Origin of the sequence: Pseudomonas sp. GZD-209 (assembly GCF_049310485.1) — a bacterium.
Classification (GTDB): Bacteria; Pseudomonadota; Gammaproteobacteria; order Pseudomonadales; family Pseudomonadaceae; genus Aquipseudomonas; species Aquipseudomonas sichuanensis.
In genome coordinates this window covers 1-12,969 of record NZ_JBMOWQ010000036.1, presented here as the reverse complement: position 1 = coordinate 12,969, position 12,969 = coordinate 1, and the positions used below count along the sequence as shown (strand labels likewise).

The window sequence follows — 12,969 nt, the reverse complement described above, 5'->3', positions numbered from 1 at the left end:
AAGCCCGCTCCCACGAACCTTGCACTGCCGCGTGGGAGCGGGCTTGCCCCGCGATGAGGCCGCCAGCCCCATCACCTTTGCGAGCCCCTCATGACCACCTCCCGAGACCAGGAAATCCAGCGCCGAACCGAACTGTCGGAGACCCGTGTGACCAAGGCGGTGTTCCCCAACACCACCAACCACCACAACACCCTGTTCGGCGGTACGGCCCTGGCGTGGATGGACGAAGTGTCGTTCATCGCCGCCACGCGTTTTTGCCGCTTGCCGCTGGTGACCGTGTCCACCGACCGCATCGACTTCAAGCACCCGATCCCGGCGGGCTCGATCGTCGAGCTGGTGGGTAGCGTGATCAAGGTCGGGAACACCAGCCTGCAGGTGCAGGTGGATGTGTTCGTCGAGAACATGTACCTCGATGGCCGCGAACGCGCGATTCATGGGGTGTTCAGCTTCGTCGCCATCGACGAGGACAAGCGCCCGGTGCCGGTGCTGCCGCAGGCCGGCTCCCACACGAATTACGCTGCCCCTTCAGCCTGTGCTTTATTTTCAGGCTCTATCAGCGCCACCAGCGTCCAGCCCGGCTGCGGCTGCAGCGGGTGTTCCGGGGTGGCCACATGCACCCAGCCGTGGTTGTCACGGGCGAACATCAATGTCGCACGCTCACCGTGCAATTGCCGGTAGGCATCCCAGTTGAAAGCCTCGGTCAGGGTCGTGCTGTACAGCTCTGCCCCCTGATTCAGCAGGGTGGCCAGTTGGTTGTAGGTCAGCGCGCTGGAGCCCAGTGGCTGGCCCCGATGCTCCTCGCTGGCCCGGTGCTTGTCGCTGCGCTGTTTCTCCAGGCCGCTGGCCAGCACGAACAGCCGGCCATGGCCGAAATCGTGGCGGAACCGCGCGCAGGCCAGGGCGTTGATTTCCCCTGCCGGTGACAGGCCGAGCAGATGGCCCAGGCCTACCAGGTCCAGGTGCGCGTCGGCATGTTGCGAGGCCGGGTTGCCGAAGTAGGTGGGCAGGTTGTCCATGCGCGCGGCACGGATGTTCTCCCAGCTCGAATCGGTCAGCAGCACGCGGCAGCCAAGTTGCTGCAACGCCTTGGCAATGGCCCGGGCCGGCGGGTTGGCACCCACCATGAGAAACCCGCTGGGGGCGGGCTCGGCGACCTTGAGCAGGCGCGCCAGGGGCCTCGCGGTAGCGCTCTGCAGGACCACGGTACCGATGATCACGGCGAAGGTCAGTGGCACCAGCAGCAGCGCCCCCTCGTGGCCGGCCTCATGCAGGCGGATGGCGAAGATCGCCGATACCGCCGCCGCGACGATGCCGCGCGGGGCGATCCAGGCCAGCAACGCACGTTCGCGCCAGCTCAAGGTGGAGCCCAAGGTCGAGATGAACACGTTCAGCGGCCGCGCCAGCAACTGGATCACCAGCAGCAGGGCGAGTACTGCGGGGCCCAAGCCGAGCATGGCATGCAGGTCCAGGCGTGCGGCCAGGAGGATGAACAGGCCGGAGATCAGCAGCACGCTGAGGTTTTCCTTGAAGTGCAGGATCTGCCGCACATCCACCCCTGGCATGTTGGCCAGCCACATGCCCATCACCGTCACGGCCAGCAGCCCGGACTCGTGGACGATCTGGTTGGCGGCGATGAAGATGCCCAGCACCGCGGCCAGCGAGGCCAGGTTGTGCAGGTATTCCGGCAGCCACTGGGCGCGCATGATCTGCCCCAGCAGCCAGCCCCCGGCGGCGCCCAGGGCGCCGCCGCAGAAGATCACCCCGGCGAAGGTGCCCAGGCTCTGGATCAGCCCGTCACCGTCGCTGCGGGCGATGATGAAGCTGTACACCACCACCGCCAGCAGCGCGCCGATCGGGTCGATGACGATGCCTTCCCAGCGCAGGATGTTGGCGATGGTCGCTTTGGGCCGCACCACGCGCAGCATGGGCACGATCACGGTGGGCCCGGTGACCAGCGTCAGGGTGCCGAACAGGATCGCCAGCGGCCAGTCGAAGCCCAGCAGCCAGTGAGTGGCCACGGCGATCACCAGCCAGGTACTCAGGGCGCCGACCGTGACCAGGCGGTGGACCACGCTGCCGATCTCGCGCCATTGCGAGACATGCAGGGTCAGGCTGCCCTCGAACAGGATCAGGGCCACGGCCAGCGACACCAGTGGCATCAGCAGCGGGCCAAACAGCGCTTGTGGCTGCAGCCAGCCCAGCACAGGCCCGGCGAGTATGCCGGACAGCAGCAGGAACAGGATCGCCGGCAGCTTCAGGCGCCAGGCCAGCCACTGGCAGGCGAGGGCGGCGGCGCCGATGCCACCGAAACTCAGAAGAATCTGCTGTTCGCTCATGCGGGCTCCCTATGCGTGCGCCGTTATGAAAGACTAAGCGCCATTTCGCCGTTTGCCACCGAGTCTTCATGCCCGCCCTCGACCACCCCCTGATTGACCAGTTCCTCGATGCCCTGTGGCTGGAAAAGGGGCTTTCCGACAATACCCGCGCCTCTTACCGCAGTGACCTGGCCTTGTTCAATGGCTGGTTGCAGGAGCACGGGGTGGCGCTGCCCGATGCCGGTCGCGAGCTGATCCTCGATCATCTCGCCTGGCGTTTCGACCAAGGCTACAAACCTCGCTCCACGGCGCGATTTCTCTCTGGCGTGCGGGGGTTCTTCCGCTACCTGCTGCGCGAGCGACTGATCGCCGTCGACCCGACCCTGCAGGTGGACATGCCGCAATTGGGGCGCCCGCTGCCAAAGTCGCTGTCGGAAGCCGATGTCGAGGCGCTGCTGCAGGCGCCGGACCTGGGCGAAGCCATCGGCCAGCGTGATCGGGCCATGCTCGAAGTGCTGTACGCCTGCGGCCTGCGGGTGACCGAGCTGGTCAGCCTCACGCTCGACCAGGTCAACCTGCGCCAGGGCGTGCTGCGGGTGATGGGCAAGGGCAGCAAGGAGCGCCTGGTGCCGATGGGCGAAGAGGCGGTGGTGTGGATCGAGCGCTACCTGCGCGATGGCCGAGCCGAGCTGCTCAATGGTCGCCCCAGTGATGTGCTGTTCCCTAGCCTGCGCGGTGAGCAGATGACCCGCCAGACCTTCTGGCACCGTATCAAGCACCAGGCGCGGGTGGCCGGTATCGACAAGCCGCTGTCGCCGCATACCCTGCGCCACGCGTTCGCCACGCACCTGCTCAACCACGGTGCCGACCTGCGCGTGGTGCAGATGCTGCTGGGCCACAGCGACCTGTCCACCACGCAGATCTACACCCATGTGGCCAAGGCGCGGCTGCAGCAGTTGCACGCCCAGCACCATCCGCGTGGATGAATGATCTTCATGTTCCGCTTGCCGGTGCCTGAGGAGCCTTTCTGCGCGGGCCTGTTGTGGTAGGCTTGGACGGTTTGTTGCACGGGCCGACCGTTCGCCACCTCTGAAGCGTGGGCGACGCCCCTCCGGCCCCGTCCGTCTTCAGGAGTACCCCCATGCGTGTCACCCGTATTTTTGCCGCCGCCGCCCTGGCGTTGGTCAGTACCTTTGCCGGCGCTGCCGCCACTGAGCCCGCGGCCGGTGCCGAGCAGGCGATCCGCAAGTCGCTGCAGAACCTGGCCCTGGAAGTGCCGGTCGAAAGCGTTGCCAGCAGCCCGCTCAACGGCCTGTACGAAGTGAAGCTGCAGGGCGGTCGCGTGCTGTACGCCAGCGCCGATGGCCAGTTCGTGATGCAGGGCTACCTGTACCAGATCCAGGACGGCAAGCCGGTCAACCTCACCGAGAAGACCGAGCGCCAAGGCATCGCCAAGCTGATCAACGGCATCCCGGCGGCAGAAATGGTCGTTTATCCGGCCAAGGGCGAGACCAAGTCGCACATCACCGTGTTCACCGACACCACCTGCCCGTACTGCCACAAGCTGCACGCCGAAGTGCCGGAGCTCAACCGCCGCGGTATCGAAGTGCGCTACGTCGCCTTCCCGCGCCAGGGCCTGGGCTCGCCGGGTGACGAGCAGTTGCAGGCAGTGTGGTGCTCCAGCGACCGCCGCGCGGCGCTGGACAAGATGGTCGACGGTAAAGAGATCAAGGCGGCCAAGTGCGCCAACCCGGTCAGCAAGCAGTTCCAGCTCGGCCAGTCGATCGGCGTGAATGGCACGCCCGCTATCGTCCTGGAAAGCGGCCAGGTGATTCCGGGCTATCAGCCGGCACCGCAAGTGGCCAAGCTGGCCCTGGCAGAGCGCAAGTAATCAATTCAATACGCCATCGTCATGGGGTGATGGCATGTTTCACGGTCGGCGCAAGTGCCGGCCGTTCAATGGGGAGTTCACAGTGAAACCGGTCAAAGTAGGCATCTGTGGGTTAGGGACCGTCGGTGGCGGAACCTTCAACGTACTTCAGCGTAACGCCGAGGAGATTGCCCGCCGTGCCGGGCGCGGTATTGAAGTGGCACAGATTGCCATGCGCTCGCCCAACCCGAACTGCCAGATTACCGGTACCCCCATTACCGCTGATGTGTTCGACGTGGCGAGCAACCCCGAAATCGATATCGTCATCGAGCTGATCGGTGGCTATACCATCGCCCGCGACCTGGTGCTCAAGGCCATCGAAAACGGCAAGCACGTGGTCACCGCCAACAAGGCGCTGATTGCCGTGCACGGCAACGAGATCTTCGCCAAGGCCCGCGAGAAGGGCGTCATCGTCGCCTTCGAAGCCGCCGTCGCCGGTGGCATCCCGGTGATCAAGGCGATCCGTGAAGGCCTGTCGGCCAACCGCATCAACTGGCTGGCCGGGATCATCAACGGCACCGGCAACTTCATCCTCACCGAAATGCGCGAAAAAGGCCGTGCCTTCCCCGACGTGCTGGCCGAAGCCCAGGCGCTGGGCTATGCCGAGGCCGACCCGACCTTCGACGTCGAGGGCATCGACGCCGCGCACAAGCTGACCATCCTGGCGTCCATCGCTTTCGGCATCCCGCTGCAGTTCGACAAGGCCTATACCGAAGGCATCACCCAGCTGACCACCGCTGACGTGAACTACGCCGAAGCCCTGGGCTACCGCATCAAGCACCTGGGCGTGGCCCGTCGCACCGCCGAAGGCATCGAGCTGCGCGTCCACCCGACCTTGATCCCCAGCGACCGCCTGATCGCCAACGTCAATGGTGTGATGAACGCGGTGATGGTCAACGGTGACGCCGCCGGTTCCACCCTGTACTACGGCGCCGGCGCCGGCATGGAGCCAACCGCCTCGTCGGTGATCGCCGACCTGGTCGACGTGGTCCGCGCCATGACCAGCGACCCGGAGAACCGTGTGCCGCACCTGGCCTTCCAGCCGGACTCGCTGTCGGCCCACCCGATCCTGCCGATCGAAGCCTGCGAAAGCGCCTACTACCTGCGCATTCAGGCCAAGGACCATCCGGGTGTGCTCGCGCAGGTCGCCAGCATCCTCTCGGAGCGCGGCATCAACATCGAGTCGATCATGCAGAAGGAAGCCGAGGAGCAGGACGGCCTGGTGCCGATGATCCTGGTTACCCACGGCGTGGTCGAGCAGCGCATCAATGATGCCATCGTCGCCCTGGAATCCCTGCAGGACGTGGTTGGCCCGGTCGTGCGCATCCGCGTCGAACAGCTCAATTAATTCAAGCGGCGGGCCGCGACGGCGGCCCGCCTTCAGAACCGAAGGTTTGCATATGCGCTATATCAGTACCCGCGGCCAGGCTCCGGCCCTGAATTTCGAAGACGTGCTGCTCGCCGGCCTGGCCAGTGACGGTGGCCTGTACGTCCCTGAGAACCTGCCACGCTTCACCCAGGAAGAGATCGCTTCCTGGGCCGGCCTGCCGTACCACGAGCTGGCGTTCCGGGTGATGCGCCCGTTCGTCGCCGGCAGCATCGCCGACGCCGACTTCAAGAAGATCCTCGAAGAAACCTACGGCTCCTTCGCCCATGCCGCCGTCGCGCCGCTGCGCCAGCTCAATGGCAACGAGTGGGTGATGGAGCTGTTCCACGGCCCGACCCTGGCGTTCAAGGACTTTGCCCTGCAGCTGCTCGGTCGCTTGCTCGACCACCTGCTGGTCAAGCGTGGCGAGCGCGTGGTGATCGTTGGTGCCACCAGCGGTGACACCGGTTCCGCCGCCATCGAAGGCTGCCGCCGTTGCGACAACGTCGATATCTTCATCCTGCACCCGCACCAGCGTGTGTCGGAAGTGCAGCGCCGTCAGATGACCACCATCCTCGGCGACAACATCCACAACATCGCCATCGAGGGCAACTTCGACGACTGCCAGGAGATGGTCAAGGCCAGCTTCGCCGACCAGTCGTTCCTCAAGGGCACCCGCCTGGTAGCGGTCAACTCGATCAACTGGGCGCGGATCATGGCCCAGATCGTCTACTACTTCCACGCCGCCCTGCAGCTCGGCGGCCCGGCGCGTTCGGTGGCGTTCTCGGTGCCGACCGGCAACTTCGGCGACATCTTTGCCGGTTACCTGGCCCGCAACATGGGCCTGCCGATCAGCCAACTGGTGGTCGCGACCAACCGCAACGACATCCTGCACCGCTTCATGAGCGGCAACCAGTACGTCAAGGAAACCCTGCACGCGACCCTGTCGCCGTCGATGGACATCATGGTCTCGTCGAACTTCGAGCGCCTGCTGTTCGACCTGCACGGCCGCAACGGTGCCGCCATCGCCGAGTTGATGGACACCTTCAAGCAAGGTGGCGGCTTCAGCGTTGACCAGGACCGCTGGACCGAAGCGCGCAAGTTGTTCGATTCGCTGGCGGTGACCGACGAGCAGACCTGCGAGACCATCGCCGAAGTCTTCGCCAGCACCGGTGAAGTGCTTGACCCGCACACCGCGATCGGCGTCAAGGCCGCCCGCGAATGCCGTCGCAGCCTGGATACGCCAATGGTGGTGCTGGGTACCGCGCACCCGGTCAAGTTCCCGGACGCGGTCGAGAAAGCCGGCGTCGGCAAGGCCCTGGAGCTGCCGGCCCACCTCAGCGACCTGTTCAGCCGCGAAGAGCGCTGCACGGTGCTGGCCAACGACCTGAAGGCCGTACAGGCCTTCGTCAGCCAGCACGGTAACCGCGGCAAGCCGCTGTAAGCCTGGCTGCAACTGAAAAAGCCCGTCCTCGGACGGGCTTTTTTGTGCGCGGGATTTTTTTGCGTTTTTTCTCCGGGCTTTTCAGAATTTTCCTGTTTGGCGTTGTCGAAGTGGCTACTAAAGTGCGGGCATCGAACCGCCAGAGCGCCTCGTCGAGGGAAACGTCCATGCATCAATTTCAGGTTCTTATCCACCAGCCCCGTCCTTTCCACCAGATTGTTCTGCACCAGGCATTCAATGCCCAGGGCGTCTATAGCGTGCGATTGACCGAGGACATGCCGGGTACCCTGGCTTGCCTGAACCAGGAGCGGCCAGTGGATGTGCTGGTGCTCGATCACGACATGCCGATCAGCAGTGCGCAGTCGCTGTTCCGCCACCTGGCGACTGAAGGGGCGGCACAGGCGCTGTTGTTCGTCGGGCAAGGCAAAGGCAATGGCCCGGATCTGGCCCGGGAGGCCCGCAAGCTGGGGTTGTGGGTGCTGGACGAGCTGCCATGGCCGATGTCCACCGTGGCGTTGGGCAAGGCACTTGGGCGTCTGCCGGCACCGATTGGCTAACTGGACGGCTAGGGCATTCAAACTGTCATGTTGCCCGCGCATGCTCGCTGCAAGGGCCTGCAGCCGAGAACTTTGCGCCAGGCCTGACGGTCAGTTCCTCCATGCCCATAAGCCAGCGAGTGATCCGGATGGAAAGAGTCTGCAGCCTGCTCAACGATGCCCTGACCCCCTACCTGGCCGCACTTGGCGCCGTCGACGCCAGCGGTAATCGCCAACTGACCCTCTACGACCCACGCGGCGGCGTTACCTTGCAGCGCCAGGTGGCTGAGCGCCAGCTGCAGGAGCAGCAGTTGCTGGTCGACCTCGTCGATGGCCTGCACCGTGACCTGCAGATTGCTGAAGGCCGCCTGCAGCCCTGCGTGATCGCCGCGTTGCAACATCAACGCCCCACCCAGGGAACCTTTGCCTGACAGCCGCATCAGATTTATCAACGCCAGTTTGACGGTGCTTAGCTCCGGTAGTGTCAGGCTGTCGCGGGAAGCCCGCATTGGCTTTCGCTTGACCCCGGTCGTCTTCCCCAGCGGCCGGGGTTTCTTTTTGCCCGCTTCAGGGCTGCGCTGCCGAGGCGCCGTTGCTGTCGTCGAAGAAGTGACGCGCCTGTTGCAGGTAGTCCTCGCGCAGCTCCGGGTCCAGCCAGCGGGCATACAGGGCGGGCAGGGTGTCGCGGCGCAGGGCCGGCAGCAACTGGTCGATGTGGGCGATGGCTTCGCGCCCTTGCGGTGTGTCCGAGCAACCCACATGCAGGAACTGGTAGTGGTTTACGCCGCTGATGGGATAGAAGCGGTAGTCGTCCAGTGAGCCGCCTTGCTGCTCGATCAGGTAGCGCGCCTCTGGCCAGTAGCTGAGCACCAGCTGCAGGCGGCCCAGTTGCTGCATCTGCAGCAGGCTGGCAGTCGCATCGTTGCCGAAGTGGCGGCTGAAGGCGCTGTCGGGCAGCTGGCGCAGGATTTCGTCGACCTGCGCGCTGTAGCTGCGCTCGGCGACGATGCCCAGTTTGAGCCGGGTCTTGTCGAGCAAGGGTTTGAGCTCGACCTGCTGGCCGTCGAGGAAGGGTTCCAGCAATGCCTGGTCCTGCTTGCGCACCACCAGCCCGGTGCTCAGCACCCCCAGCGAAGGCTTGGAGAAGTGCACGTACTTGGCGCGCTCGGGTGTCCAGAGCAGGGTCGGGTCGCAGGTGAAACTCGGTTCCATGAGCATCTGGATGCCCCGGGCGCGATTGACCCGCACGATGCTGTGGTCGTACTCGGGCATCTGCGCGATCAACTTCGGCAGCATCAGGTCTATTACGCCCTGGCCCTTCTCGGCACCTTCGAAAATGGTGAACGGCGGCAGGTCACGGACCAGCCAGAACAGGCGCTCCTTGGCGTGCGCCAGCGGCATCGCCAGCAGCAGGCAGAGGATGACGGGCAGGCGCGCAAGGCGCCTGCACCAGGCTGTCGCGCGAGTCAGACCGTGCCCGCCTGGCGCAGGCCGGCGATGGCCGCCGCGTCGTAGCCCAGGCTGGCCAGCACGCTGTCGGTGTGCTCACCCAGGGCCGGGCCTACCCATTCGGTAGAGCCTGGGGTGTCGGAGAGCTTGGGTACGATGCCGGGCATCTTGAACGGCTTGCCGTCCGGCAACTTGGCCTGGAGGAACATCTCGCGGGCAAGGTACTGCGGGTCGCTGAACATGTCTTCGGCCGAGAATATCCGGCTGGCCGGCACTTCGGCGTCATTGAGCACCTGCATGACGCTGTCGAGCGGCAGGCCGTTGGCCCAACGGTCGATCACCCCATATAGCTCGTCGCGGCGTGCGTCGCGGCCATCATTGCTGGCCAATGCCGCATCGTTTGCCAGGTCGTCGCGGCCGATGGCCTGCATGAAGCGCTTGAAGATCGCGTCGCCATTGGCGCCGATCTGCACATGGCGGCCATCGGCGGTGGTGTGGATGGAGGAGGGGGTGATGCCGGGCATGATGTTGCCGGTGCGCTCGCGGATGAAACCGAACACGTCGAACTCCGGGACCATGCTCTCCATCATGGCGAAGATCGCCTCGTACAGCGCCACGTCCACCACCTGGCCCTGGCCGCCGTTCACCTCGCAGTGACGCAGGGCCATCAGCGCGCCGATCACGCCCCACAGGGCGGCGATCGAATCACCGATGGAGATCCCCGTGCGCACTGGCGGGCGGTCCTCGAAACCGGTGATGTAGCGCAGCCCGCCCATCGACTCGCCCACCGCGCCAAAGCCCGGCTGGTCCTTCATCGGGCCGGTCTGGCCGAAGCCCGACAGGCGCACCATCACCAGGCGCGGGTTCAGCGCGTGCAGCACATCCCAGCCCAGGCCGAGTTTTTCCAGCACGCCGGGGCGGAAATTTTCGATCAGGATGTCGGCCTCGGCCAGCAGGCGCTTGAGCACCTCGCGGCCTTCCGGGTGCTTGAGGTTGAGGGTCAGCGACTGCTTGTTGCGCGCCTGCACGAACCACCACAGCGACGTGCCTTCATACAGCTTGCGCCACTTGCGCAGCGGGTCGCCGCCGTCGGGCGACTCGACCTTGATCACCTCGGCACCGAACTCGGCGCAGATACGCGAGGCGAACGGGCCGGCGATCAGGGTGCCGAGTTCGATCACTTTCAGGCCGGCGAGGGGTTTGCTGGGCGTGGTCATGGGGCATCCGTGGCAACTGGGCGTGAGCGCAGGTTGTATCACAGCTCGGCAGTGGCAGGTACTGTCGCCGCGCACTCGCGATGCACAAGGGCCTTCGTCTGCCAGATCGTTTAAACTGTGCGACTTTCTTTTCTACGAAGCCCCGCGCCCATGGCCCAGCCGTCCACCACCTACAAATTCGAACTGAATCTGACCGACCTCGACCGCGGCGTGTACGAGAGCGTCCGTCAGACCATCGCCCGTCACCCTTCGGAGACCGAGGAACGCATGGCCGTGCGCTTGCTGGCCTATGCCCTCTGGTACAACGAGCAGTTGTCGTTTGGCCGTGGCCTGTCGGATGTCGACGAAGCCCCACTGTGGGAAAAGAGCCTGGACGACCGCATCCTGCACTGGATCGAAGTCGGCCAGCCGGATGCCGAGCGCCTGACCTGGTGCTCGCGCCGCACTGAACGCACCAGCCTGCTGGCCTACGGCAGCCTGCGGGTGTGGCGGACCAAGGTGGGGGATGCGGTCAAGGGCCTGAAGAACCTGAACATCGCCGCTGTGCCGCAAGAGGTGCTGGAGACCCTGGCCACCGACATGCCACGTACCATCAAGTGGGACGTGTTGATCAGCGAAGGCACCATTTTCGTCACCGACGACCGCGGCCAGCACGAAGTGCAGCTGGAGTGGCTGCTTGGCGAGCGCGGCTGAGCCGCCCCTTAGACTGATTACCGAAGACCCCATGCGTATCGAACCCCGCCCCCTGCCGTCGACCCTGCCATTCCTGGGTAACCTGCCGCCCTTGCTGACCCGCCTGTACGCCGCCCGTGGCGTGCAGTCCGAAGCCGAGCTGGACAAAGGCCTGGCCCGGCTGCTGCCGTACCAGCAGCTCAAGGGCATCGAGGCGGCGGTGGACCTGCTGGTCGAAGCCCTCGATCAGCGCCAGCGCATCCTCATCGTTGGCGACTTCGACGCCGACGGAGCCACCGCCAGCACCGTCGGTGTGCTGGGGCTGCGCCTGCTGGGCGCTGCGCATGTCGATTACCTGGTGCCCAACCGGTTCGAGTACGGCTACGGCCTGACCCCCGAGATCGTCGAAGTGGCGTTGCAGCGCCAGCCGCAGTTGCTGATCACCGTGGACAACGGCATCTCCAGCGTCGAAGGCGTGGCGGCGGCCAAGGCGGCCGGGCTCAAGGTGCTGGTCACCGACCACCACCTGCCGGGCCAGCAGTTGCCCGATGCCGATGCCATCGTCAACCCGAACCAGCCAGGCTGCGCCTTCCCTAGCAAGTCGCTGGCGGGCGTCGGGGTGATCTTCTACGTGCTGATGGCTCTGCGCGCGCGCTTGCGCAGCCTTGGCCGCTACGACAGCCAGCCGCAGCCGAACATCGGTGAACTGCTCGACCTGGTCGCGCTGGGCAGCGTCGCCGACGTGGTGCCGCTGGATGCCAACAACCGCATCCTGGTGCACCAGGGCCTGGAGCGCATCCGCGCTGGCCGCGCCCGCCCCGGGCTCAAAGCGATCCTCGAGGTGGCCCGCCGCGACCATCAGCGCATCACCTCCACCGACCTGGGTTTCATCCTCGGCCCACGGCTCAACGCCGCCGGGCGCCTGGACGACATGAGCCTGGGTATCGAGTGCCTGCTGTGCGATGACGCTGCGCTGGCATTGGACATGGCCCAGCAACTGGATGGCCTGAACCAGGACCGTAAGTCCATCGAGCAGGGTATGCAGCGCGAAGCCCTGGCGCAGCTCAAGGACCTGCCGGTTGAATCGATGCCCTATGGGCTGTGCCTGTTCGATGCCGATTGGCACCAAGGGGTAATCGGTATTCTGGCCTCGCGCCTGAAGGAGCGTTACCACCGCCCGACCATCGCTTTTGCCGATGCCGGGGAGGGCATGCTCAAGGGTTCTGCGCGTTCGGTGGCGGGGTTTCATATCCGTGATGCGCTGGATGCGGTGGCGGCGCGCCACCCGGCGTTGATCAGCAAGTTTGGTGGGCATGCCATGGCGGCGGGTTTGTCGTTGCCGGCTGAGAACTTCCTGGCATTTGCCGAGGCCTTCGATGAAGAGGTGCGGCGGCAACTGCGGGAGGAGGACCTGACCGGGCGGTTGCTGTCCGATGGCAGCTTGGCGGTGGAGGAGTTTCACCTGGATCTGGCGCGGGCTTTGCGTAATGCCGGGCCTTGGGGGCAGCACTTTCCTGAGCCGTTGTTCCATGGGGTGTTTCAGCTGGTTGAGCAGCGGGTTGTCGGTGAGCGGCATCTGAAGGTGGTGCTCAAGAGCGAGTGTGGTTCGGTGCGGTTGGATGGGATTGCCTTTGGGATTGATCGGGAGGTTTGGCCGAATCCTACGGTGCGGTGGGTGGAGTTGGCTTACAAGTTGGATGTGAATGAGTTTCGTGGGAATGAGAGTGTGCAGTTGATGATTGCTCACATGGAAGCGCGGTGACTGGCCTTTAGTTGGTTGGTTAGTTGGTTAGTTAGTTAGTTAGTTAGTTAGCTAGTTAGTTAGTTAGTTAGTTAGTTAGTTAGTTAGTTAGTTAGTTGGTTAGTTGGTTGGTTGGTTGGTTGGTTTTTGTAGTTGTATGCGCATTCGTTTACGATGTCGACGCATAGTCACCTTTCCGCCCTTACGGCGGGTTACTTTGGTCTTGGCCAAAGTAACCAAAGCCGCTCGCTCCCATCATACGGCCCCTACGCTGCGCTTCGGGGTCCCTTCGCTCCGGC

11 protein-coding genes and 1 pseudogene are annotated in these 12,969 nt (G+C 64.7%); 9 read left to right on the top strand and 3 right to left on the bottom strand.

Features of this window, described 5'->3' with window-relative positions:
* Nucleotides 1-90 precede the first annotated feature (90 nt).
* Nucleotides 91-492: pseudogene (locus tag ACO6VM_RS06435) on the top strand (acyl-CoA thioesterase); the annotation flags it as partial.
* 20 nt (nt 493-512) lie between these two features.
* On the opposite strand, the gene ACO6VM_RS06430 reads toward ACO6VM_RS06435, so the two are convergent.
* Entirely contained in the window at nt 513-2,336 is a 1,824-nt protein-coding gene (locus ACO6VM_RS06430) for a cation:proton antiporter (protein ID WP_390968260.1), read from the bottom strand.
* 68 nt (nt 2,337-2,404) lie between these two features.
* Between ACO6VM_RS06430 and xerD the strand changes: the two genes are divergently transcribed.
* From xerD to ACO6VM_RS06400, 6 genes are all read left to right on the top strand, one after another.
* The gene (gene xerD, locus ACO6VM_RS06425) at nt 2,405-3,301 is read left to right on the top strand and encodes a site-specific tyrosine recombinase XerD (protein WP_322360062.1); all 897 of its coding nucleotides are present in this window, start codon (nt 2,405-2,407) and stop codon (nt 3,299-3,301) included.
* 155 nt (nt 3,302-3,456) lie between these two features.
* Entirely contained in the window at nt 3,457-4,206 is a 750-nt protein-coding gene (locus ACO6VM_RS06420; protein WP_422402930.1) for a thioredoxin fold domain-containing protein, read from the top strand.
* Between the two features lie 82 nt (nt 4,207-4,288).
* Nucleotides 4,289-5,593, top strand: coding sequence for a homoserine dehydrogenase (locus tag ACO6VM_RS06415; RefSeq protein WP_125465245.1), 1,305 nt, complete (start codon nt 4,289-4,291; stop codon nt 5,591-5,593).
* Between the two features lie 52 nt (nt 5,594-5,645).
* Nucleotides 5,646-7,055, top strand: a complete 1,410-nt coding sequence (gene thrC / locus ACO6VM_RS06410; RefSeq protein ID WP_153788491.1) for a threonine synthase — start codon at nt 5,646-5,648, stop codon at nt 7,053-7,055.
* 167 nt (nt 7,056-7,222) lie between these two features.
* Nucleotides 7,223-7,612 (top strand): histidine kinase, encoded by a 390-nt coding sequence (locus ACO6VM_RS06405; RefSeq protein WP_125465243.1) that lies wholly within the window; start codon nt 7,223-7,225, stop codon nt 7,610-7,612.
* Between the two features lie 128 nt (nt 7,613-7,740).
* Nucleotides 7,741-8,022 carry a DUF3509 domain-containing protein gene (locus ACO6VM_RS06400; RefSeq protein WP_401056746.1) on the top strand — a complete coding sequence of 94 codons (282 nt, stop codon included), beginning with the start codon at nt 7,741-7,743 and terminating at the stop codon, nt 8,020-8,022.
* 136 nt (nt 8,023-8,158) lie between these two features.
* Here ACO6VM_RS06400 and ACO6VM_RS06395 read toward each other — a convergent pair whose 3' ends face one another.
* Nucleotides 8,159-9,061, bottom strand: coding sequence for a TIGR02285 family protein (locus ACO6VM_RS06395; RefSeq protein ID WP_422402931.1), 903 nt, complete (start codon nt 9,059-9,061; stop codon nt 8,159-8,161).
* Complete coding sequence (locus tag ACO6VM_RS06390) at nt 9,058-10,257, bottom strand: CaiB/BaiF CoA transferase family protein (RefSeq protein WP_153788495.1); 1,200 nt, start codon at nt 10,255-10,257, stop codon at nt 9,058-9,060. Before ACO6VM_RS06390 ends, ACO6VM_RS06395 begins: the two co-directional genes overlap by 4 nt.
* A 150-nt stretch (nt 10,258-10,407) precedes the next feature.
* Here ACO6VM_RS06390 and ACO6VM_RS06385 point away from each other — a divergent pair, with 150 nt between their 5' ends.
* Nucleotides 10,408-10,950, top strand: coding sequence for a YaeQ family protein (locus ACO6VM_RS06385; protein ID WP_422402929.1), 543 nt, complete (start codon nt 10,408-10,410; stop codon nt 10,948-10,950).
* A 31-nt stretch (nt 10,951-10,981) separates the two neighbouring features.
* Nucleotides 10,982-12,691, top strand: a complete 1,710-nt coding sequence (recJ, locus tag ACO6VM_RS06380) for a single-stranded-DNA-specific exonuclease RecJ (RefSeq protein WP_422402928.1) — start codon at nt 10,982-10,984, stop codon at nt 12,689-12,691.
* Nucleotides 12,692-12,969 lie beyond the last annotated feature (278 nt).